The 23,414-nt window shown below is 37.5% G+C and carries 22 protein-coding genes and 1 riboswitch; of the genes, 11 read left to right on the top strand and 11 right to left on the bottom strand.

What is annotated here, in order from left to right:
• Positions 1–47 precede the first annotated feature (47 nt).
• The 4 genes from ACQKNZ_RS12380 to ACQKNZ_RS12395 all read right to left on the bottom strand — a co-directional run bounded on the left by ACQKNZ_RS12380 (position 48) and on the right by ACQKNZ_RS12395 (position 2,890).
• Positions 48–608 (bottom strand): sugar O-acetyltransferase, encoded by a 561-nt coding sequence (locus ACQKNZ_RS12380; protein WP_340863079.1) that lies wholly within the window; start codon positions 606–608, stop codon positions 48–50.
• 177 nt (positions 609–785) lie between these two features.
• On the bottom strand, positions 786–1,454 hold the full coding sequence (locus ACQKNZ_RS12385) for a phospholipid phosphatase (RefSeq protein WP_154310897.1): 669 nt from the start codon (positions 1,452–1,454) through the stop codon (positions 786–788).
• Between the two features lie 94 nt (positions 1,455–1,548).
• Positions 1,549–2,028, bottom strand: a complete 480-nt coding sequence (locus ACQKNZ_RS12390; RefSeq protein ID WP_144536740.1) for a PaaI family thioesterase — start codon at positions 2,026–2,028, stop codon at positions 1,549–1,551.
• Between the two features lie 82 nt (positions 2,029–2,110).
• Entirely contained in the window at positions 2,111–2,890 is a 780-nt protein-coding gene (locus tag ACQKNZ_RS12395; protein WP_340863078.1) for a carbon-nitrogen family hydrolase, read from the bottom strand.
• Positions 2,891–2,975: 85 nt separating this feature from the next.
• Here ACQKNZ_RS12395 and ACQKNZ_RS12400 point away from each other — a divergent pair, with 85 nt between their 5' ends.
• Positions 2,976–4,139, top strand: a complete 1,164-nt coding sequence (locus ACQKNZ_RS12400) for a pyridoxal phosphate-dependent aminotransferase (protein WP_340863077.1) — start codon at positions 2,976–2,978, stop codon at positions 4,137–4,139.
• Positions 4,140–4,595: 456 nt separating this feature from the next.
• On the opposite strand, the gene ACQKNZ_RS12405 is transcribed toward ACQKNZ_RS12400, so the two are convergent.
• Positions 4,596–5,099 (bottom strand): PPC domain-containing DNA-binding protein, encoded by a 504-nt coding sequence (locus tag ACQKNZ_RS12405; RefSeq protein WP_427659941.1) that lies wholly within the window; start codon positions 5,097–5,099, stop codon positions 4,596–4,598.
• Positions 5,100–5,250: 151 nt separating this feature from the next.
• Positions 5,251–5,363: riboswitch (SAM riboswitch) on the top strand.
• Between the two features lie 94 nt (positions 5,364–5,457).
• Between ACQKNZ_RS12405 and ACQKNZ_RS12410 the strand changes: the two genes are divergently transcribed.
• Genes ACQKNZ_RS12410 through ACQKNZ_RS12435 form a run of 6 tightly spaced genes read left to right on the top strand, consistent with a single transcriptional unit; the run spans position 5,458 to position 11,182 of the window.
• Positions 5,458–6,276 carry a MetQ/NlpA family ABC transporter substrate-binding protein gene (locus tag ACQKNZ_RS12410; protein WP_340863075.1) on the top strand — a complete coding sequence of 273 codons (819 nt, stop codon included), beginning with the start codon at positions 5,458–5,460 and terminating at the stop codon, positions 6,274–6,276.
• 57 nt (positions 6,277–6,333) lie between these two features.
• Positions 6,334–7,353 carry a methionine ABC transporter ATP-binding protein gene (locus tag ACQKNZ_RS12415; RefSeq protein WP_340863074.1) on the top strand — a complete coding sequence of 340 codons (1,020 nt, stop codon included), beginning with the start codon at positions 6,334–6,336 and terminating at the stop codon, positions 7,351–7,353.
• On the top strand, positions 7,350–8,021 hold the full coding sequence (locus ACQKNZ_RS12420) for a methionine ABC transporter permease (protein WP_144536751.1): 672 nt from the start codon (positions 7,350–7,352) through the stop codon (positions 8,019–8,021). The genes ACQKNZ_RS12415 and ACQKNZ_RS12420 overlap by 4 nt, the downstream gene beginning before the upstream one ends.
• A 15-nt stretch (positions 8,022–8,036) precedes the next feature.
• The gene (locus ACQKNZ_RS12425; protein WP_427659945.1) at positions 8,037–8,813 is read left to right on the top strand and encodes an enoyl-CoA hydratase/isomerase family protein; all 777 of its coding nucleotides are present in this window, start codon (positions 8,037–8,039) and stop codon (positions 8,811–8,813) included.
• 12 nt (positions 8,814–8,825) lie between these two features.
• Complete coding sequence (locus ACQKNZ_RS12430; RefSeq protein ID WP_144536755.1) at positions 8,826–9,968, top strand: alpha-hydroxy-acid oxidizing protein; 1,143 nt, start codon at positions 8,826–8,828, stop codon at positions 9,966–9,968.
• A 17-nt stretch (positions 9,969–9,985) separates the two neighbouring features.
• The gene (locus tag ACQKNZ_RS12435; protein ID WP_427659947.1) at positions 9,986–11,182 is read left to right on the top strand and encodes a CaiB/BaiF CoA transferase family protein; all 1,197 of its coding nucleotides are present in this window, start codon (positions 9,986–9,988) and stop codon (positions 11,180–11,182) included.
• A 204-nt stretch (positions 11,183–11,386) separates the two neighbouring features.
• Here the strand turns inward: ACQKNZ_RS12435 and ACQKNZ_RS12440 are convergent, their stop codons facing one another.
• The gene (locus ACQKNZ_RS12440) at positions 11,387–12,280 is read right to left on the bottom strand and encodes a manganese catalase family protein (protein WP_144536757.1); all 894 of its coding nucleotides are present in this window, start codon (positions 12,278–12,280) and stop codon (positions 11,387–11,389) included.
• Between the two features lie 12 nt (positions 12,281–12,292).
• Positions 12,293–12,520, bottom strand: a complete 228-nt coding sequence (locus ACQKNZ_RS12445; RefSeq protein WP_154310901.1) for a DUF2642 domain-containing protein — start codon at positions 12,518–12,520, stop codon at positions 12,293–12,295.
• Between the two features lie 92 nt (positions 12,521–12,612).
• On the opposite strand from ACQKNZ_RS12445, the gene ACQKNZ_RS12450 reads away from it, so the two are divergent.
• The 4 genes from ACQKNZ_RS12450 (at position 12,613) to ACQKNZ_RS12465 (ending at position 15,435) form a co-directional block, all read left to right on the top strand.
• On the top strand, positions 12,613–13,167 hold the full coding sequence (locus ACQKNZ_RS12450; RefSeq protein WP_427659950.1) for an SLOG family protein: 555 nt from the start codon (positions 12,613–12,615) through the stop codon (positions 13,165–13,167).
• On the top strand, positions 13,164–13,748 hold the full coding sequence (locus tag ACQKNZ_RS12455) for a branched-chain amino acid aminotransferase (protein ID WP_427659952.1): 585 nt from the start codon (positions 13,164–13,166) through the stop codon (positions 13,746–13,748). The genes ACQKNZ_RS12450 and ACQKNZ_RS12455 overlap by 4 nt, the downstream gene beginning before the upstream one ends.
• A 179-nt stretch (positions 13,749–13,927) precedes the next feature.
• Entirely contained in the window at positions 13,928–14,557 is a 630-nt protein-coding gene (locus tag ACQKNZ_RS12460) for a spore coat protein (protein ID WP_370455722.1), read from the top strand.
• A gap of 215 nt (positions 14,558–14,772) precedes the next feature.
• Positions 14,773–15,435, top strand: a complete 663-nt coding sequence (locus ACQKNZ_RS12465) for an HAD family hydrolase (protein WP_427659954.1) — start codon at positions 14,773–14,775, stop codon at positions 15,433–15,435.
• 212 nt (positions 15,436–15,647) lie between these two features.
• Here the strand turns inward: ACQKNZ_RS12465 and hisF are convergent, their stop codons facing one another.
• The 4 genes from hisF to gltB all read right to left on the bottom strand — a co-directional run bounded on the left by hisF (position 15,648) and on the right by gltB (position 23,381).
• Positions 15,648–16,421, bottom strand: coding sequence for an imidazole glycerol phosphate synthase subunit HisF (gene hisF / locus ACQKNZ_RS12470; RefSeq protein WP_144536769.1), 774 nt, complete (start codon positions 16,419–16,421; stop codon positions 15,648–15,650).
• Positions 16,414–17,034: an imidazole glycerol phosphate synthase subunit HisH gene (hisH, locus tag ACQKNZ_RS12475; RefSeq protein ID WP_144536771.1), complete on the bottom strand. Its 621-nt coding sequence runs from the start codon at positions 17,032–17,034 to the stop codon at positions 16,414–16,416. The genes hisF and hisH overlap by 8 nt, the downstream gene beginning before the upstream one ends.
• A 148-nt stretch (positions 17,035–17,182) precedes the next feature.
• Entirely contained in the window at positions 17,183–18,664 is a 1,482-nt protein-coding gene (gene gltD, locus ACQKNZ_RS12480; protein ID WP_427659957.1) for a glutamate synthase small subunit, read from the bottom strand.
• 184 nt (positions 18,665–18,848) lie between these two features.
• Positions 18,849–23,381: a glutamate synthase large subunit gene (gene gltB / locus ACQKNZ_RS12485; RefSeq protein ID WP_427659959.1), complete on the bottom strand. Its 4,533-nt coding sequence runs from the start codon at positions 23,379–23,381 to the stop codon at positions 18,849–18,851.
• Between the last annotated feature and the right edge of the window lie 33 nt (positions 23,382–23,414).

The raw sequence follows: 23,414 nt of genomic DNA on the forward strand, positions 1-23,414 counted from the left end.
ATGTAAGTATCATAAGTGAGATTTAAACTTACACCTGACCTATTCCTCTACACTTCAATTTCTTTAATTATTTTTGCTGGATTTCCACCTACAACCACATTTGCGGGCACATTTTTTATCACGACTGCTCCTGAAGCAATGATAGCATTATCTCCTATACAAACACCTGGATTTATAACTGCGTTACCACCAATCCACACATTGTTCCCAATTATTATAGGCTTTGCGTATTCCTTTCCTGAATTACGCTCCATGGGGGTAATTGGGTGTGTAGCTGTGTATATTTGCACGCTAGGTCCAAGCATGCAGTTATCTCCAAAGCGAACTTCACAAACATCTAAAATGGTACAGTCAAAATTTGCAAAAAAGTTTTCACCAACATATGTATTATAGCCATAATCAAATCTGATATTTGGTTCCATATAGACTAATTCTCCAGTTGAACCTAATAAATCTTTTAATAATTCAACGCGTTTTTGTCCCTCACTTTCCAATGTCTGATTGTAAATCCTTACTTTTCGTCTAGCATTTTCTCGTTCCAATACTAATTCAGGGTCAGCGGGATTATACATTTCACCGCACAGCATTTTTTCTTTTTCAGGTTTCATTTTTTATCCTCTTTTCTGCTCTGAGTTAAAACTTATTTTACTTTATTTTACTAATAGATTTATTATTACATGAAAAGTATAACTCCCAAAGGAATACTCACTTATCACTTATTAATATTTAAATTTACAAGTAAAGTTAAAGATATCTTATTTCCTTGTTTTATGCTTTAGCATTTTTTAATAAACACGTAGTTTATCTTCGACTAGCCTTCTTTTTGTCCAAACAAGTGTAAATAACAAGAACAATTCAAAAGCATTTGTCACCGCTCCGCTATCTACATTTATTGGTACTGCGCTTCCTATGGTCATCACGATTGCACCTATAAAAAATACTGCCCACTTTGTTTTCTTCCAAAGAATAGCACTAGCCACAATCAATACTAGTGTTACAAGGAGAATCATAACTGGGGGCCCAGAAGCTTCCTTGGTGGAAACATATCTTAGAACCCCATATTCCTCAGCAGCTTTTAATGTAAGTTGAGAGGCTTCCAACCACACTTCTATACCTATTAAAATTACCGTATAAATAATACCTACTATGGACACCCATTTTTTTTGAGCCCATAATACCCCACTTTCCTTCAATGTACCAGTAGCAAATAAAACTAGTAAAGGTGTTAAAAAAGCATGTGTCCAAAACCTTAACAGATTCAATGTCTCTAGCAACTCTCCCTCACCAATCCATTTACCAAAAGCGATAATTCCATTGTCATAAATGAGAGCTAATATTATAAGATAAATAAAACTAGTCCACTGTGGTAAATCCTGCTTCCTTATTCCGATTAAGCCCCAAATAAGCAATGCTATATAGGAGCCTGTGAAAAATAAATATAGAAAAGTATCCATTCCATTTCCCTCCTTTATTTCTTCTTTCCCATAAAAGAAAGGGTATAATCTTATAAAATAAAAACACAGGAAAAAGTCTCCTGTGTTAAAGTTATTATTTATTTGTAAATGTTGCAGGCATAACTACAGCGATGACTTCCCCTTTAGCGCAAAGCGTATCTCCTGCGTAGACTTCTGAAGTTACCTTCCATTTTTTCGGATGAATCTCTTCCACCGTACCTATCGCTTTTAGTTCGACCTTTTGAGGCGTAGGCTTAAGAAAATCGACATGGAGGGACCCTGTGACAAATCGTGGCGGTGTTTCTCCACTGCCAGGCTCAAAACCATTTTTTCGGTGAAGTGCAAGAGCTGCCGAACCAGTTCCATGACAATCCACTATTGCTCCAATTAATCCACCGTATACAAAGCCAGGAATTGCAATATGCTCTTCTCTTGGATGATAAACAGTTTCTGTTTTGTCTCCATTCCAATAAGTCTTTAAATGATACCCCTCTTCATTTAAACGACCGCATCCATAGCACCAAGCAAAGTCATCTGGATATTCATCCTGTATTGCCAGTTTATGTTCTGTCATTATTTCTCCCCCTTTACAAAACCATACAAAAAAGCCAATTAAACGTCAACTGAATTAAATAGTTTTCTAGAAAGAAATATTATTATTTATATAATGATTCTCTTCTATCTTGAAATACAGGAATTCTACCTCTTACTTCTTCTACTAGATTTAAATCAATATCTACTAATCCAATAGTTTCTTCCTCGTTTCCTACCCAAACTATATCTCCCCATGGAGCAATTACCATCGAGTTTCCATTGAACTGATTGTTCGGATCTTCTCCTACTCGATTTACTGCAACTATATAGCATTGATTTTCAATAGCTCTTGCCTGTAAAAGTATTTTCCAATGGTCTATACGTGCTGAGGGCCATTGAGCAGGAACAAAAATTATTTTGGCACCATTCAATGAGTGAGCACGAAACCATTCCGGAAAGCGTAAATCATAACAAATAACGCCTCCCATCGTCACTTCATCCAACATAAAAATATTCTTACTGTCTCCAGCTTTTAAATATAAATGCTCATCCATTAGCTTAAATAAATGGGCCTTGTCGTACTCAGCGATTAGCTCTCCCGAATGGTTTACGATATACATGGTATTGTAAAAGGAGTTCTTTTTTTTCGTCGAAACCGAGCCACCCACTATATGTATATGTAATTCTTTCGCAAGTTTAACTAGAAATTCCTTCGTCTTTACCCCTTTATCATCTGCTATATCTTCTAATCTCGTTAAATCATATCCCGTGTTCCACATCTCCGGCAAAACTATAAGATTTGCTCCTTGTATAGCTGCTTCTCTAATTTTCTTTTCTACTCTTTTAAAATTTTCTTTTGGATTACCAAACGCTATATCTAACTGAACACAAGCTATTTTCATTTCGCCACCACCTATAGACATAATACTAAAAAGATTATAAGATTTGACTAATATATGCAACTATTTAGAAAAAGAGGTATTGTCCATGGAATTTTCTGATCGTTTAAAAAATCTCCCTCCCCAATTTTTTGCAACATTAGTACAAAAAGTAGCGAAGGCTGTGGCAGAAGGTAGGGATGTTATCAATCTCGGACAAGGAAACCCTGACCAGCCGACACCTGACCATATTGTACAAGCGCTATCGACAGCAGCACAAAGTCCGCTTTCTCATAAATATTCTCCCTTTAGAGGTATAAACGAGCTAAAGCAAGCGGCCGTAGATTTTTATTCTCGAGAGTATGACGTTAATATAGATCCTAATAAAGAGGTAGCCGTACTTTTTGGTACTAAAATAGGTTTAGTAGAGCTACCTTTAGCTATGATGAATGAGAAGGAATTAATGCTCCTTCCTGACCCTGGTTATCCAGATTATCTCTCTGGAGTAGGACTAGCAAATGTGCAATTTGATACTATGCCACTGTTAGAAGAAAATGCGTTTCTACCCGATTACAAGCAGCTTACCCCGGACCAAAAAGAGGCAGCGAGACTAATGTATTTGAATTATCCTAATAATCCTACGGGAGCCTCTGCTACTTTAGAGTTTTTCCAGGAAACTGTTGAGTTAGCAAAGGAAAATGATATAGCCATTGTCCATGATTTTGCTTACGGAGGCATCGGCTTTGATGGGAAAAAACCTATTAGTTTCTTACAAGCAAAAGGTGCTAAAGAAGTCGGAATTGAAATGTATACGCTATCCAAAACCTATAATATGGCAGGCTGGCGCGTAGGGTTTGCCGTAGGTAATTCTAAAATGATTGAGGCTATCAATATTATACAAGACCATCTTTTTGTCAGTCTCTTCCCTGCTGTTCAATCTTCAGCAGCAGAAGCACTAAATGGGTCTCAGGAATGCGTGGAAGAATTAGTGGCACTCTATGAAAAAAGAAGAAATACTTTCATAGATGCCTGTCGCAAAATTGGTTGGAATGTGAAAGCTCCTGAAGGCTCATTCTTTGCATGGCTTCCTGTACCAAATGGCTATACTAGTGAACAATTTGCTGACATACTTCTAGAAAAAGCAGATGTTGCTGTCGCTGCTGGCAATGGATTTGGTAAACACGGGGAAGGTTATGTACGCATCGGACTTTTAGTTGATGAGGATCGCCTGATTGAGGCTGTTGACCGTATAGAAAAGCTAGAACTTTTTTAAGAATTAGTTACTGTTATCATCTAAAAGATGTTTAAGTGAAGTTAAAAGACACTAATTTCTATGAAAATAATTGATAAATTGTCTTTATAACCGCATAAAAATTTTTATGACCGGATAGCGCGATTTTATGACCGGATAAAAATTTTTATGACCGGATAGCAACGTTTTATGACCGGATAAATTTTTTTATGACCGGATAGCAACGTTTTATGACCGGATAAATTTTTTTATGACCGTTCAATAAAAACAAGCTTAAACCTCTGGAGGTATCTTACATGAAAAAATTTATAGGACTATTTATACTTGGTATTTTAGTTTATTTTCTCATCACAATATTAATTAGTGTGTTTAAGTGAAATAGTCAACAAAATAAAAAAAGACTACAAAAGTAGTCTTTTTTTATGTCATATTCTATTGTTTATTTAAATTCTTTTATATGTTAACCTACTACACTTTCTATTCCTCTATTGACCTGGAGAACTTGCTCCCTTTCTCAATCGGATAAAACTGAATTGCACCAGTCTCTTCATCATGTTTCCGATGGAATTCCATCCCTTTTACTTCGGCTAAGACTAGGTCAACCGTAATTACAGGATTCTCACCTTTGATGAAGTGACCTCCAAAAACAGCACCATATTGATCACACATTGATCCGTGAAAATGTGTGGCATATTTTCCTTCTCGCTGACATATAACTCCTGTACCATGTAAAAATTCTATAGGTCCTTCTTTTACGATCATTTCATTATAGGCTACACCTATTTTCGAGGAATCAGCTGGAATTAAATAGACAAAGCCACACTTTTGAAAGCTTCCAAAGCAGCTAACGATAGTGGCAGAAGTAATTTGGTTGGCTTCACATATTGCTTCTATCCCTTCTATCAAATCTGTTCCATATTTTAATCTAGCACCAACTATTCTCTCAAAATCACCAACTGCAAAATTTGCTCTTATTGTCATGTCGATTCCTCCAATTGCATAATTATTTATTATCTTATAATTTTAATCTTTTCTAAAAAATTTTACTATTAAAAAATAGCTCTTGACTTTGTTAGTTTAGTATAGTAAATTTTCATTTATAGAATAAACGAAAAACTTAATAGCTTATTATCTCTTATCAAGAGTAGCTGAGGGACTGGCCCGTTGAAGCTCGGCAACCATCTATACCAAAAGTATAGAAAGGTGCTAAATCCTGCAAAACATTTTTGTTTTGGAAGATAAGAGAGGACAATGCATTTTTGTGTGCCTCTCTTTCTTTTTGAAAGAGAGGCTTTTATATTTATTCGAATTCTTTAATAATTATTAAGGAGGAATTTTAATGAAAAAGGTTGGTTTAGTATTATCAGGAGTTCTATTAACGGGGTTGCTTGCGGCTTGTGGTGATGAATCTACAGGTGACAAAGCCTTAGATGAAAATAAATTAGTCATAGGTGTAACTGCTGGTCCTCACGAACAAATAGCTGAGGTTGCAGCAGAAGTTGCAGCAAAAGATGGACTAGAAATAGAAATTAAAGCTTTTTCTGATTACATACTTCCAAACACAGCACTATCTGAAGGTAACCTAGACGCAAATAGCTATCAACATGAGCCTTTTCTAAATGCTTTCAACGAAGACCATGGTACTGAGCTAGTACCAGTTGGTAAAACTATTTTAAACCCAATGGGTATTTACTCTGAAAAATTTAAATCGTTCGAAGATTTACCAGAAGGTGCCACATTTGGATTACCAAACGACCCAACTAACGGTTCACGCGCATTATATATACTAGAGGAAAATGGCTTTATTAAAATTAAAGAAGATAAAAAAGAAAATGCTTCTATTTATGATATCGAAGAAAACCCTAAGAATATTGAATTTATCGAATTAGAGGCTGCTCAAATACCGAAACAGCTTAGCGAGGTAGACGCTGCGGCAATCAATACAAACTTTGCTTTGGCTGCTGGCATTAACCCGAAGGAAGACTCAATTCTTTTAGAGTCATCTAACTCTCCATATGTGAACTATATCGTTGTACGCGCGGAAAACGAAGATGATCCAACCGTTCAAAAGTTTGTAAAAGCTTATCAATCAGAGGAAGTCAGAACATTTATCGAAGAAGAGTTTCAAGGTTCTGTGTTAGCAAGCTGGGATGAGTAGAAATAACAAAAACGTTGCCGCAACCGGTAACGTTTTCTTTAGAAAGGAAGATTTAACATGATAGTTTTAGAGAATATTACAAAGGAATTCATCAGCAAAAGAAACACAGTAAAGGCTGTCAGTAACGTAAGTCTTCATGTAAGAAAAGGTGAAATTCACGGAGTTATCGGCTATAGCGGAGCAGGGAAAAGCACACTTATCAGATGTGTTAACCTGCTCGAAAAGCCAACAAAAGGCAAAGTATACATTAATGGCGAAGAAATAACCCCCCTTCCCCTTCCTCAACTTCGAAAAGTCAGAAACAAAATAGGCATGATTTTTCAAGGATTTAACCTTTTAAAAACTGCCACTGTTTACGACAATATCGCTATACCTTTAAAGCTGCTTGGCTACGACAAGAACGAAGTTAAAAAAAGAGTGGAAAAATATTTAAAAATAGTAGGCTTAACCGATAAGCATAAAAGCTATCCAAACCAGCTTTCTGGCGGCCAAAAGCAACGTGTAGCTATTGCAAGAGCTCTCTCCCAGGAACCAGAAGTATTATTAAGTGATGAAGCAACAAGTGCTCTGGATCCAGAAACGACTGACTCAATATTAGAGCTCTTATTAAAGATCAATAAGGAATTAGGTATAACTATTCTTTTAATAACTCATGAAATGAATGTTATTCAAAAGATTTGTGATCATGTGTATGTGATGGAAAACGGAGAAGTTGTAGAAGAGAACACAGCTATTAATCTTTTCACGAAGCCTAGTCATCCGACAACTAAAAAGTTCTTAAACACAATTAGTCAACGTAACTTATCCCCTTCCCTTATTTCTCAGCTCCATGTGACGGGTGCAGTCACTCGCTTGACTTTCGTTGGGGAAAGTACTGGAAAACCATTATTAGCAGAGGTTAGTCAGAAGTTTGATGTACAACCAAATATCTTAACGGCCAATATTATTGAATTGAAAAACGGAATTGTCGGTAATATCGTGATTCATTTAGTAGGAGAAAAAAATCAAGTACAATCAGCTATTCGCTTCTTAGAAGAACAAGGAGTTGGAACTGAGAGCTTGGAGGTGCACTCATGAGTAGATTCGAACAATTCACTAATCAATGGTTGCCAATCATCGGAGAATCTGTAATTGAAACATTTCAGATGGTAGGCATATCTTTATTCTTTTCCATAATCATTGGTATCCCACTTGGAATACTTATCGTTCTAACTAGACCAGGTCAAGCGTTACAAAATGCGGTTATATACCAAGTTAGTAACCTTCTGATTAATATAATTCGTTCTATTCCATTTATTATTCTACTATTTTTTATCCTTCCTTTTACTAAATTTATTGTTGGAACTACGATCGGTGTTAAGGGTGTTATCGTTCCATTAGTAATTTATACTGCTCCATATATTGCACGATTGATGGAATCCGCACTTTTAGAGGTACAGAATGGTGTCATTGAAGCTTATACAGCGATGGGAATTAAAACTCCTTCTATCATTTGGCATGTGCTACTGCGTGAGGCACGTCCTTCAATTATTTTAGGCTTAACTATTTCGACAGTAGGTTTAATCGGAGCTACGGCAATGGCAGGTATGGTCGGTGCAGGTGGTCTTGGTGACCTAGCATATCGTTTTGGGCATTTACGATATGAAGAGGATATCATGTATGCCACGGTGCTTATATTGATCATTCTAGTTCAAGGTATTCAGTCTATCGGTAACAGATTAGCTGCAAGGATAAAAAAAGATTAAACGGAGGCATTTCTAATGACAAACCAATTGCACATAGAACGTAATGGGCCTATTGCTACACTTGTATTTAATAGAGCTGAAAAGAAAAACTCATTTTCTCTCGCTATGTTTAAACAGCTGGGTCAAATCTTAGAAGAGTTAGAAAAGGATACTTCTATTAAATTGCTTATTTTAAAAGGAGTGGATGAAACCTCCTTTTCTTCTGGAGCAGATATAACCGAGTTTTTAGAAAATCGTTTTTCTGCTGAGAAAGCGAAGGCTTATAATGACTTAACGCTTGAATCGGTTGAAAAACTATACCGCTTTCCTAAGCCGACTATCGCACTTATTAAAACATTAGCTATTGGTGGTGGTTTAGAGCTAGCTAACTCTTGTGACTTTAGATTTGCTTCGGCTGGAAGTAAGCTTGGTATCACTGCAGCAAATATAGGAATTATATATAATCTAACAAGCACTAAGCGATTGGTAAATTTGATTGGTCCTTCTAAAGCTAAAGAGTTACTTTACACAGCTAAGCTTATTTCTGCTAAAGAAGGACAGGAAATTGGTTTAATTGATTATGTTTTTCCAATGGAAGAAGTGGAAGAGGAATGCTTGATTTTTGCTAACAAAATTGTGAGCAAATCCTCCACTGCAAACAATGGAATCAAGCAAGTTATCCAGTCTATTTTAGATGGAGAAAATGAAGAAACGCTTGAGATAGAGCAGTTGATATTAGATTCCTTCAGCTCTAAGGATTATACAGAAGGTATTCAAGCATTTTTAGAAAAAAGAAAGCCCAATTTTACATAAGAGGTGTAGATCATGAGCAATGCTAAAAATAATGACTTACTATTAGGAAATATAGACAATCACACAAAATATCCAATTGACTTTAAGGAATTAGAACAGGAAGCGAGAGAAGCATTAGAACCTGGTCCCTTTGGTTATATCCGTTCATCGGCAGGTGGAGAAGAAACCTACAATAAAAATATAAGTAGCTTTTCCAAATACTCGATAGTTCCAAGATTCTTAACAGATGTCTCTTCTTTGAATACAGAAGTAACAATATTAGGTCATACATATCCGCATCCTCTTTTCATCGCTCCCGTCGGTGTAAATAAAATTGCCCATGAAGATGGAGAAATTGCTGTTGCGAAGGCGGCAGCAAAATTTAATTTTCCTTATATACAAAGTACTGTGTCGAGCTATTCTATTGAAGAGATTGCCGCAGCAACTCCAGGCAGCTCAAAGTGGTTTCAGCTTTACTGGTCCTCCAATAAAGAAATTGCTTTTAGTATGGCAAGAAGAGCGGAAGCTGCTGGCTACGAGGCAATCGTGTTAACAGTGGATACGGTTATGCTTGGATGGCGCGAGGAAGATATTCGCAATCAGTTCTCCCCTCTTAAACGCGGCTATGGTCAAGGTAATTACGCAACAGACCCTGTTTTTATGGCTGATTTAACGGAGCAATCTCAGGAAGCCATTGTGGATAGCATCCTAGAAAACATTTATCATCCTACATTAAACTGGAATGATATTACAGAGTTAAGGAATCACACATCCCTTCCTATTTTGATTAAAGGTATACTTCACCCGGATGATGCCAAGCTGGCAATTGAAAAAGGAATTGATGGTATCATCGTATCCAATCACGGAGGTCGTCAGTTGGACGGTGTTATTGCAAGCATAGATGCTCTTTCAGGTATTGTGGAAGCTGTAAATGGAAGCATTCCAGTTCTATTTGATAGCGGAGTGAGAAGAGGTTCTGATGCTGTTAAAGCACTTGCTCTTGGTGCAACTGCTGTTTGTATTGGGCGACCATTCGTATGGGGACTTGCTGCCGGTGGACAGAAAGGTGTAGAAAGAGTATTAGAAAATTTCCTGCAGGAGACTAAGGTTTCAATCTCCTTGGCGGGTGTACGCAATATGGAAGAACTTAGAAATATGCTGGTCATTAAAGGTTAAAGATAAGGTGGTTTATCATGATAGCACAAGCTTTGACAGGTATGAAAATAGTTGATCTTTCTCAGGTCCTCGCGGGTCCCTATTGCTCTATGGTTCTAGCAGATATGGGAGCTGAAGTTATAAAAGTTGAGAAATACCCAAATGGGGATGATACTCGCCAAATGGGACCTTATGTTAAAGAAGAAAGTTATATATATATGATGGTGAATCGAAACAAGAGAGGTATATGCCTTAATCTAAAAAAAGAGGAAGGCATTCAGATATTGAAGGAATTAGTCAAGGATGCGGATGTTATTATTGAGAATTACAGACCGGGTGTAACTAACAAGCTTGGAATAGACTATGAAACTTTAAAAGCTATTAATCCATCGCTTATATATTGTTCTATTTCTGGATATGGACAGACCGGACCCTATAAAAACAAGGGCGGCTATGACATTATGGCGCAAGGTCTCTCTGGAATAATGGATATGACTGGAGAACGTGAAGGTAAGCCTGTAAAAGTCGGCATTGCTATACATGATATAGCAGCAGCACAAACAGCCATACAGTCAATTCTCTCTGCTTATATTTATCGGTTAAAATCAGGAGTTGGTCAATACATAGACGTATCCTTAGTAGACGCAGGTCTCGCTTGGACGGTTTGGGAGGCAGCTGCATATTTTGGTAAAGGCGAGATTCCTAAGAGAAATAGTACAGCTCATCGTGTCTCTTCTCCCTACCAAGGGTTTCAAACTAAGGATGGTTCTATTTTAATTGGTGCTGGCAATCAAAAACTTTGGGAAAAGTTATGTATATATGTAATAAATAAACCAGAGTGGATTAATGACAAACGATTCCTAACCAATTCTATACGAACACAAAATGTAAACCAACTTGAGTTGGAAATTGAAACTGTCCTTCAAGAGAAATGCTCATCCGAATGGCTATCATTGCTTGATGAACATGGAATTCCATGCAGCCCAATATATTCATACGACCAAGCGCTTGAAGATGAGCATATTCTTTCTCGAGATATGGTGTTAAATTACGAGCATCCGATAGCTGGCCCTATGAAAACACTTGGCTTCCCAGCCAAATTTTCTGAAACCCCAGGGCAGCTGCGTTCCCCTGCCCCCCTGCTTGGCCAACATAATCAGGAGGTATTAGATGAGATTGGATTTTCGGAAGAAAAAATACGTGAACTTGTATCAAAAGGTGTATTAAATAATTGATAATGATATGTAATAGCCCAGTTCAGCTAGAACGGGGCTTTTTTAATGGAAAGATACGAAAGTGTTAAAGAAATGAAATCAGGTTCATTTAATTCTAGAGCCTTATCATTCAAGGTCAAATGTATAGTTGGGATAGCTAGAGCGCTGCCTATTCGCTATACTCATATAATTTCAAGACAGATGTAAGCGCTAGGTTTTCTTAGTTTAAATTTTTGACATCAGTCTTTTTGCAATTGCTTGGAATTCTTCTGGTCCGATACCAGGAGCAAATTCCTCCGGAAGCGATTCTAATTCAGGAATTTTATAACCCTTAGGACTGCCTTCTTTCACGAACAACCTGTCTCCACTTGTTGGATTTTGTCCCTTCCAAATTTTATCGATGTCCTTGTAATCGCCAACATTATTCCAAGTGAATAGAACATTTCCGTATCCAAGATCCTCGTATTTGCGCGCGTGATCAAACGCACGATTATCCAAGTTAGGGATTGGTAGCATTTTGGTCACATCTACACCTGTCGCCATTTCAAGAGCTTTTGCGTACGCAATAATATGAGTTCCTCCACGTACTAATAAGTATCCAATCATTTCTCTAGCAGTTGGGTGTTCAGTCATTTCATATACTCTCATTTTATGAGTTCTAGCTCCACATTCTAAAAAGAAATTATGCAAAAGATCTAGTACTAGGTTGCCACTCGAGAATACGTAATCTCCTCTCCATGGATTACCCATAGAATCTCCAGCTAAAGAGGTTTGAGCATTGGCAATAAAAGCATAAGTGTTTCGCATATTCTTGGCATCTTGAAGTGGTGCTAAATCTGGATCTCCACTAAAGCTAGTTCCTTTATATAACAGATTAATCGTATTAGATACGAGCTCTACATGACCAAATTCCTCTGCAGTGATACTAGCAACCAAATCATAGAATGGTTTTAGCTTAGTTTTTCCACGAAAGTTAAAAGATTGATACATATAGTTGTTGAGAGTAGACATCTCACCAAATTTCCCACCTAATAGTTCTTGAACTACTGAAGCGGCATTTGCGTCACCATATTCTAAATTAGGTAATTCAATTAACAACTTATCTACTCTATTAAACAATTAACCATCCTTTCATTTAGGTATGTTCGGAGTAATCCACACTATAGCTTGAATACGTACGTAAAAAGGAACTCCACCTACACTCACTACAATATGATCCGGAGCTACCATCGTCAGTTTACCCTGAAGAATATTTTTAGTTGTTTGTACTGCTATGTTTGTACCCATTAAACTTTGTGCCGCTTGGAAAACGTGTCCTTCAAATGGACTTACATACTCTACGCTTACCGTTTCATCCAACTTTCATCATCCCTTCTTTGCATTCATACTAGTTTATGAGAAGATGTAGTATATGGACACATTACTCAAAAAGTTAAAAGAAGGTAGAGAAAATGATTAAAAGACTTTTAATAACTGGGTATAAAGCCCATGAATTAGGTATATTCAATGACAACCATCCTGGTGTGCCTATCATAAAAAAAGCAGTTGAGAATCAGATGCGCGCACTTCTCGACGAGGGTCTTGAATGGGTAATAACAAGTGGACAGCTTGGTGTAGAAACTTGGTCTGCAGAAATGGTAGTGGAGTTAAAAAAGGAATTTCCACATTTAAAATATTCTATTATTACTCCCTTTTTAGAACAGGAAAAAAATTGGAATGATCAAAAGAAGGAAAATTATCAAAGACTTATATCACTAGCTGATTTTCATACTAGTGTGACAAAGAAGCCTTATGAGGCTCCATGGCAATTTATCGAAAAGAATAAATTTCTCATAAGAAATACAGATGCAATGTTAATCATTTATGATGAGGAGAATGAAGGGTCACCAAAATTCATAAAAAAACTAGCGCAAAATTATGCAGAAAAAAATAACTACCCTATAATTAGTATTGACGCATATGACTTACAAGTAATTGCTGATGAAGAAAGGAACGATTATATATGATAAAAAAGAAACTTATACAAAAAATCACCGATGCTACAGGTGTAACCCTTGAGCTAACTAAAGAAGAACAAGATTACGCTTTAGCGAAAGAACTTTTGTCAGAATCTACAAGTATATCCTTGATAGAAAACGACAACCTATTTAATAGCGCAATCATTGAACGGTTTGACAAAGAAACAGAAGAATTAGTTTCAAAAGAATCTAGCGCATTTTTAAAAACGCCAATAACTCATTTTAAAGAAAAAGTAAACGAGTTCATGTACATAGAGACTGCTCACTTCGACGTGATTAGTGTAGATGCTATTGCCTTTGAATATGATGAAGTATTTGATGTGTATACGGCTATGTTTGGTCTTGCCATACAAAAAAAATATGGTGAAGCATTAAAAGCTTACTTGAACAATCACTTCGATGGAAAAGCAATGAATTACAGCGTCATGTTCTCTAACGGCGATGGTCTTTGGGAAGTAAACCTTCCTTTAAATTATATTGACGGTTTTAACGATAACTATACTATAGAAGAAACATACCATTTTTTGTATCGCTTCCTCTTTTCTTTAGGTACATCAATCGAAAACTAAATTGCCCAAGCACAATCGTGAATTTCCCTAAAAAATTCACGATTGTTTTATTTCAAATGTGTTACAGGTGCCAGGCACCTGTAACACATTTTAGCTATAAGTATCTATACATATTTTTGGTTGTTCTGTTCACACTAATTGAGATGTTTTAATACATCTTTATGGAGGAGGAGAATAGATTGGATAACACATACAGTCAAAATCACAGTGAAACGATGAACGGGCAAACAGTTGTACCTCATTTTAATCATGGCGCTCACGAGCTAATGGATGTACATGAGGTATTGTCAGCAGCAATTGGTGCATTAAACTTGAAAACCATTCTTCGTCCTCATGTGAAGGATCAGGAATTACTGAATATCCTGGATCGCCAATATTCATTCGCTTTGGATGAGTATAATATGTTAGTGGAATGCTTTAAAACCGGAAAAGATCCTTCACACCGCACGTCATCTTATAAGATGGCAACGGAAAATGATTTCACTTATGGTTTAAAGCCGTCTTCACAGCCTAAGAAACCTATGCAAAGCATTTCTGAAATTAATGATGAAATGATTTCAGGTTATTTGCTAGGGTCTGCTAAAGCTGGTGCCGCTGGAAAAGTACCTGCTGCGTTAGAGTCTACCAACCCAGTTGTACGAAGAGTACTTCAAGACTCAATCCCGAACTGTATTGAGATGGCGTATGAGCTTTCCATTTATCAAAACAAGCATGGTTATTATCAAGTACCACGCTTCGATGATCAAACAATGGAACAGATCTTCAACAACTACGGTACTGCAGAAGGTCCAATGTACAAAATGCAATAATTCGAAGCAGCATCCTGGCGCTTTCTGTTCAACTTTGGAGCAGAAAGCGCCATATTTTTTTGTAAAAGCTAAGAATAATCTGCAACTTTGTATACATTTTTATAAGTAGAAACTCATATAGATTTCTACAAAATTCACTTAAGGACAAGTATTTTTTCTTTCCTTCGTATTTTCCAGTATAATAAAACAAAGTCCTATAAAGAAAAGGTGAAGACATGCGAGTTGCAATTTTTGACTTTGACGGAACTTTATACGAAGAAGAAACGTTCAAGCTGTTAATGAACCATTTAAAGGAACACCCAACTTATCATCCCCAATATAAACGATTCTATCGATCGATCGTACCTCCTTATATTGCAAATAAGCTTAAGCTTTATCCAACTACAAATATGAAGAAGCGGTCCATGCAACTATATTTGGAAGCTTTTGAAGGTAGAACAAGAGATGAGATGTCTCAGTATTTTGATGAATTAAAGGAACAAATGCAAAAAAACTTCAATAAAAAAGTACTGGAAAAGCTAAATACTCACCAACAAGAAAATGTACATATTTATCTAGTGTCGGGTGCATATACTCAATTTTTAGAGCGAGTAACCGAAGGAATTTCATTCAAACAAATCATAGGCACTGAAATAATCTATAAAGAGAACTCAGTATATACTAAATCACCGCTGGAACATGTGAATGGCGCTATGAAGACTCAGAAACTTTTGGAACAGTTAGAAGGCCAAGAAATAGACTGGGAAAACAGCTATGCATACGGTGATAGCTATTCGGATTTACCTGTTCTTGAATTAGTCGGAAATCCAATTGCAGTTAAACCAGAAGAAAAGCTTCGAAATCTTGCCCAAGAACGTGGTTGGGAAATAATTAGATAGATTTAGAATATCTAAAAAACCTTTAATAAATCTTTGCTACTCTTACTATTTGTGTGGCTAGCGCAGTGCTAAATAAATGCATAAACTTCCTTTACCCAAGCTATCCATTTGGATGACTGGATAGCTTTTTTTAATTCCGTCCGATTATCAAATAAATACTGCAAAAAGACCTGCTGTGAACAAGATTGTTCAACAGACAGGTCATTTTAACTTTACATTCTCATATTAATACCCTTCACCTGCAGGTAATCCTTAATCTCTGAAATAGTATAATCTCCGTAATGAATCATTGAAGCTACTAGTGCCGCGTCCGCTTTTCCTGCAGCAAACACTTCTTCTATATGCTCTAATTTACCCGCACCACCAGAAGCAATAATTGGTACATTTACTTTTTCCGAGAGTAACTTGATCAGCTCCACATCATAACCATTTTTCATGCCATCCTTATGAATACTTGTGCAAATAATCTCACCAGCTCCAAGATCGGTTGCTTGTTGCGCCCACTCCACTACATCCATTCCCGTTTTCTCGTGTCCTGAATGTGTATATACTTCCCATCTCACAATTTCCTTATCGTCATTATAAATTGGCATGGCATCAAGCCCCAACACTACACATTGTTTACCGAATATATCCGCGGCTTCTCTTAAAAGCTCTGGTCTTTGTACGGCAGCTGAGTTGACCCCTACCTTATCAGCGCCAGCGCGAAGAAGCCTCTTGAAATCATCTATTGTTCTAACACCACCTATTACAGAAAAAGGTATATACACCTGCTCTGCAACTCGACGTATCCAATCTATTTTCAAATCTTGGTTTTTTAATGAAGCGGTGGTATCTAAATAGATTAACTCATCCGCGCCGTCTTCTGAATATTTCTTCCCTAGCTCTGCTGGATCACCAATTATTGTAGGGTTTCTAAATTGTACATACTTTACCGCTTTGTCACCTAAAACATCTATTGCAGGAACAATTCTTTTTCTAAGCATGCTGTCTAACTCCTTGCTTGCAGTAATTGTCTAGTAATTGAATGCCATACTTACCGCTTTTTTCTGGATGAAACTGTACACCCATCACTTGCTTATTTCCTATTGCACACGCAAAGTCGGGTCCATAATTAGTCACACCTATGACGTGTTGCTCCATGCTAGGCTCTGCGTAATACGAATGAACAAAATAGAAATCAGTGCTTTCTGGAATATCCTGAAACAAGAAATGATTTTGAACATCCTTCACTTGATTCCATCCCATATGAGGAACCTTTTCAGCCTCTTCACCAAACAATGGAACTGTTCCGGGTAGAAATCCTAAACATGGTACATCTCCCTCTTCACTAGTTTCTAAAAGAAGTTGCATTCCTAAGCAAATTCCCAAAAGCGGTGTCCCCTTGGCAACCTCTGTTCGTAAATAATCACTTAAGCCTGTCTCGTTTAAAACATTCATAGCTACCTTTGCATTGCCTACCCCTGGCAGAATTAGCTTATCTATTAGATCGTCATGGTCACTAGGTTTAGTAATAAGTTTAATCTGATAACCAAGCTGAGTAATTGCCTTTACTACACTATGTAAATTTCCTGCTCCATAATCTATAATACCAATCATGCTGTTACTACCCCCAGTTCTAGTATTACTTTATTATGCCATCAGTTGACAGAAAATAAAAGAAAAACTTTAGTATGCTAATATGATAACACGATGAAATATATTACAAAAAAATCGAGAGACCCATCCCTAGGTCTCTCTCTCATGATTATCTAGCAACTGCTTTATTCGTTACATAGTCATTCACTCTTTTTGCTACCTCTTGACCTTCTTTAATTGCCCAAACGATTAAACTTTGGCCCTTTCTAGCATCACCTGCTGCAAATACACCTTCTACATTTGTAGTATAATCTTTAGCAGAAGCAGCAATCCTTTTGTTCAAAACCTTTACTCCAAATTGTTCAGTTAAAGAAGTCTCTGGTCCTTCAAATCCTATTGCTACAAAAACAAATTGCGCAGGCCAAATCTTTTCCGAACCTGGAACTTCTTTAAAAAAATAAAATCCGTCCTCACCAAGGATTTTTTCCATTTGGATTGTATGAAGCTCTTTTAGCCTTCCATCCTTGTCTTTAATCATTTTTTTCGTTTGAATTAAATATTCTCTAGGGTCTTTTCCATATTTTGCATTAGCTTCCTCGTACGCATATTCCAGTTTAAAAATATTCGGATCTGTAGGCCATTGGTTATCCTCTGCACGGGATGATGGAAGCTGTGGATGTTTTCCAAACTGAACTACACTACGACAGTTTTGACGGATAGCTGTAGCTACACAGTCTGCACCTGTATCTCCTCCACCAATTACAATAACATCCTTCCCTTTCGTGTTAATAAATTGACCGTCAGCGAAATTTGAATCTAATAAGCTCTTTGTTGTAGAAGTTAAATAGTCCATTGCTAAATAAACTCCCTCTGCATTACTACCCTCCATATGAAGTGCACGTTGTTTTTGTGCCCCGATGCAAAGGATAACTGCATCATATTGAAGTTTTAGCTCCTCAGCAGTAATATCCCTTCCAACCTCTGTATTTAAAATGAAATCAATACCTTCCTGCTGAAGCAGGTGAACTCTTCTTTCTACTATTTCTTTTTCTAGTTTCATATTCGGAATACCATACATCAACAGCCCGCCTGCACGGTCAGCACGTTCATAAACCGTAACAGAGTGGCCTGCTTGGTTTAAATTGTCTGCACTTGCTAAACCAGCAGGACCAGAACCAATAACGGCTATTTTTTTTCCAGTTCTAATCGTAGGAATTCTTGGAGTAATCCAGCCATTTTCAAATCCTTTGTCTATGATTGTTCTTTCGATATTCTTAATAGAAACTGCAGGATCTGTTATAGCTAATGTGCATGAGCCCTCACAAGGTGCCGGGCATACTCGACCTGTAAACTCTGGGAAATTATTTGTCATCATTAATCGATTTAATGCTTCCTGCCATTTCCCTCGGTAAACTAAATCGTTCCATTCTGGTATTAAGTTATTTATTGGACAGCCCGTAGTTGCACCTCTGATTTCGATTCCCATATGGCAAAATGGAGTACCACAATCCATACAACGTGCTCCTTGCTTGCGAAGAGACTCATCAGAAAGTTTAGAAGCGTATTCCCCCCAGTTTTTTATACGTTTTAGAGGTGCGACTTCCTTTCCTTTTTCTCGTTGATATTCCATAAAACCAGTTGGTTTACCCATATAAAAATTCCTCCTTTCCTTAGTACGGCACTGTTTGCCTGCTTCACTCGATGATTAGACATCTTTAGATGTCAAAGTGAGCATTGTAAAACTATTACTTACTCTGAGCAGCTCTACCAAAAATACCCTACGTAGTGCTATCCTAATTGAGCCCGAATCTCTTACATAAAGGAGTCAAATTACTTTATTTTTTGATAAGTGTAGCTTTCTTTTCTACTTGTTTTGTAGAGGTTGAAAGGAAGGCTTTCATCGCTGCATCATCTTCTGTTAATCCATCTTTTTTAAATGCAGCAATTTTTTCTAGCATCATTTTATAATCATTAGGTACAACCTTGACTACTTTTTGCACCATTTCATTCCAATTGTCTAAAATATTCATTGCTTTTGTGCTTCTTGTATAATAGTAATGGTCCATTATTAGCTGTCTTACACTATGAGTCTCTTCTTTAGATTGAAGTTTCTCAAATCCAATCATTTCTTTATTACACTTAAATTTGAACTGCTCTATATCTTCAACCAATACATAAGCGATACCACCGGACATTCCTGCTCCAAAATTTTTGCCTACGTCCCCAAGGATAACTGCTCGACCGCCCGTCATATACTCACAACCATGATCACCTATCCCTTCAACAACCACGTCTGCACCACTATTCCTTACAGCAAAACGTTCACCAGCTCGGCCGTTAATGAACACTGCTCCATCAGTAGCTCCATATAGCGCCACATTTCCAGCGATTACATTTTGTTCTGAAGTTCCTGATAATGGAGAAGTAACAACTAGCTTTCCTCCAGAAATTCCTTTGCCAAAGTAGTCGTTTACATCTCCCTCTACAAACATTGTCATTCCTTGTGGAATATATGCACCAAAGCTCTGACCGGCAGCACCATTGAATCGTAAAGTAATTGAATCATCTGGCAGACCACTTGCCCCGTATTTTTTGGAGATTTCACTTCCAATAATGGTACCGACAACTCGATCAGTATTAGCAATCTTATATTGTAGATCAACCTTTGTTCTATTTATAATAGCTTTTTCAACTCGAGGCATAAGCTCCCTCATGTCAAATGACTTTTCGAGCTGATGATCTTGTTTTTGTTTACATGTTCTGTCTCCACTCACTTGGTATAGTAGGACAGAGAGATCTAGTTGCTGAGCTTTCCAATGAGATTTTGCTCGGTCACTAACTTCAAGTAGGTCAGTTCTTCCTACCATTTCATCAACTGTTCTAAATCCTAGCAATGCCATATACTCTCTTACTTCCTCTGCCACAAACCTCATAAAGTTAACGACATAATCAGCAGAACCACTAAATTTGTCTCTTAGCTCAGGATTTTGCGTTGCTATCCCTACTGGACAAGTGTCCATATGACAGGCACGCATCATGACACAGCCTAATACGATTAGAGGCGCTGTAGCAAAGCCAAATTCTTCTGCTCCTAACAAAGCAGCCATTACTACATCCTTTCCAGTCATTAGTTTGCCGTCAGTTTCCAAAACCACTTTATTTCGTAAGCCATTTAGCATTAACGTTTGATGTGCTTCAGCAAGTCCTAGCTCCCAAGGCAATCCAGTATGCTTAATGCTTGTTTTTGGAGAAGCTCCCGTTCCACCGTCGTATCCACTAATTACAATTACGTCTGCAGAGCCTTTTGCAACACCCGCAGCAATTGTTCCTACTCCCGATTTGGCAACTAGCTTCACACTAATTCTCGCAAATCTATTTGCATTTTTTAAATCATGAATAAGTTGGGCCATATCCTCTATGGAATAAATATCATGATGTGGAGGTGGGGATATCAATCCCACTCCAGTTGTGGATCCTCTGACATCTGCTACCCATGGATATACTTTATTGCCTGGAAGTTGACCACCTTCACCTGGTTTAGCGCCTTGAGCCATTTTTATCTGGAGCTCATCTGCCTCTACTAAATAGTGACTATTTACACCAAAACGACCTGAAGCAATCTGTTTGATAGAACTACGTCGGTTATCCCCATTAGTATCTAATACATAACGATTAGGATGTTCTCCACCCTCTCCGCTGTTACTCTTTCCTCCAAGACGATTCATTGCAATTGCTAAAGTTTCATGCGCTTCCTGACTTAGTGAACCAAAGGACATAGCACCTGTCTTAAACCTCTTCACAATGGAATCTACAGATTCAACTTCATCTAATGTGATTTTCTTTGTTCCCTTCTTAAATGTCAGTAGGTTTCGTAAAAAGCCTATTCGCTCTTCATTTGCCATTTCTGCATACTGACGATAAAGTCCGTAGTCTCCTCTTCGCGTTGCCCATTGAAGTGTGTGAATTGTCTTTGGATTAAAGGCATGATGCTCGCCAGTGCTTCTCCATTGAAAATCACTCCCTGAATCTAAAGCATCCACAGTAGATTCGACCGCTAGTATATGTCTACGAATTGCCTCTTCTCTAATCGTTTCTATGTCAATCCCACCAAGCTGAGACACAGTGCCTGTGAAATAATTCTCAATTACATCTTTGCTAATACCTACCGCTTCAAATATCTGTGCCCCTCTGTAGCTCTGTACAGTGGAAATACCCATTTTAGACATGACTTTTACGACACCTTCTGCTATCCCCTTACTATACTTAGTTATAGCATCGTGATAGTTGCATTCTAAGTGTCCATTTTGTATAGCTTCTGCAATGGTTGCATATGCAAGATATGGATTAATCGCATCTACCCCATAACCAATAAGTGCAGCAAACTGATGAACCTCTCTTGACTCCCCAGTTTCCACTAAAATGCTAACTTTCGTTCGATTACCTGTTCGAAGCAAGTGTTGGTGTAAATGACTAGCTGCCAATAAAATCGGAATAGTTGGTTGAGACTGATTTAGAGATTTATCAGACAAAATGATTAAAGAGATTCGCTGTTCTATCAGTTCGTCTGCTTTTTTAGAGATTCTCCGCAAATCTTTTTCCAAATCTTCAGACATATCAATGTAAATAATACCACTTTGATAGCTTTCATCCTTCAAATCCTTTATTTCTTGAAGCTGCCCATTAGTTAAAACTGGTGTATCCAAATATATTCGCTTCGCATTAACTTCTCCAGGGGTAAGCAGATCGCCTTCTGCACCAAGCAATGTCATGGTGGATGTAACAATATGCTCCCGTATTGAATCTATTGGTGGATTGGTAACTTGAGCAAACAACTGCTTAAAATAATTGAAGAGGGATTGCGGTCTATCTGACAATACAGCTAACGGGGTGTCATTCCCCATAGAACCAATAGGATCTTTTCCCTCTATTGCAATTGGCAGCATATATTTGTGAATGTCTTCATACGTATAGCCAAAAGCCTTTTGACGAAATAACAGGTCATCAAGATTTTCTATGTTTTCTTCATTTACTAATATCTTTTGTTGATAGTCTTCTAACCATTGCTGATAAGGCTGAGCCATCGCCATTTCTGACTTAATTTCCTCATCGGATATAATTCTTCCCTGCTCCAAATCTATTAAAAGCATTCTTCCAGGACTTAGACGCTCCTTATAAAGAATATTATCTTCTTCGATGTCTACTACTCCAACTTCTGAAGAAAATATAATGTAGTCATCTTTTGTCACGTAATAACGAGCTGGTCTCAACCCATTACGATCTAGAATAGCACCTATCTGCTTGCCATTTGTAAACGAGATAGCTGTTGGTCCATCCCAAGGCTCCATTAAAGAGCTATGATAAGCATAAAATGCTTTTTTCTCTTGAGAAATATGAGGATTCTCAGTCCACGGTTCTGGAATAAGCATCATAGCTGTATGTGCCGGAGATCTCCCAGCTAATACAAAAAATTCAAATGCATTATCGAGCATAGATGAATCACTTCCAGAAGGATCAATAATAGGAAGGATTTTTCCTAAATCATCACCAAAGGCATCTGAAACAAACTGTTGCTCACGAGCTTTCATCCAATTGACATTACCGCGTAGCGTGTTTATTTCACCATTGTGAACAATATAGCGATTTGGGTGTGCACGCTCCCAGCTAGGGAAAGTATTAGTGCTGTATCGAGAATGCACTAGTGAAAAAGCAGAAGTAAAAAGCTCGTCTTGTAAGTCCACATAAAACTGATCTACTTCTTTAGGAGTCAGCATTCCTTTAAAAACTATTGTTTGACTTGAAAGACTTGCACAGTAGAATTTTTTAGCTTCTTGATGTGCCCAATGCTCTATCTGTTTCCTAATAACATATAACTTCCGTTCAAAGGATAAAGAGTCAGGAAGACTTTTAGCTTTAATAAATACTTGCCTCACTACTGGTGCAGTATTTCGAGCTGAATCACTCAACATACTTTTGTCTGTCGGGACTGTCCTCCATCCTATAAGTTCCTGACCTTCGGCGAAAATGGTATCATTTATTTTTTGTTCTATCGCTTGTCTTTCTTCATCCGCCTCTGTAAAAAACAACATACCTACTCCATACTGTCCTTTTTCTGGAATTTCCCATTGACTACAAACTACCCGAAAAAAAACATCTGGAATTTGTACCATGAGACCTGCTCCATCTCCCGTTTGACCATCACTACCTTTTCCAGCACGATGATCCAAACGACATAACATTTCTAAACCTTTTTTCACTATATCATGTGTTGGTGTTCCTTTTATATTTGCATATAAACCTATCCCACAGGCGTCATGTTCTAATTCTGGATTATACATGCCCTGTGCTTTCGGTAGCTGGTGAAATGTCATGTAATCGACCTCCATTTTCCAAAAAAGTGTGTT

The sequence above is a fragment of the Psychrobacillus sp. NPDC093200 genome (genome assembly GCF_050280345.1).
GTDB classification, from domain to species: domain Bacteria; phylum Bacillota; class Bacilli; order Bacillales_A; family Planococcaceae; genus Psychrobacillus; species Psychrobacillus faecigallinarum.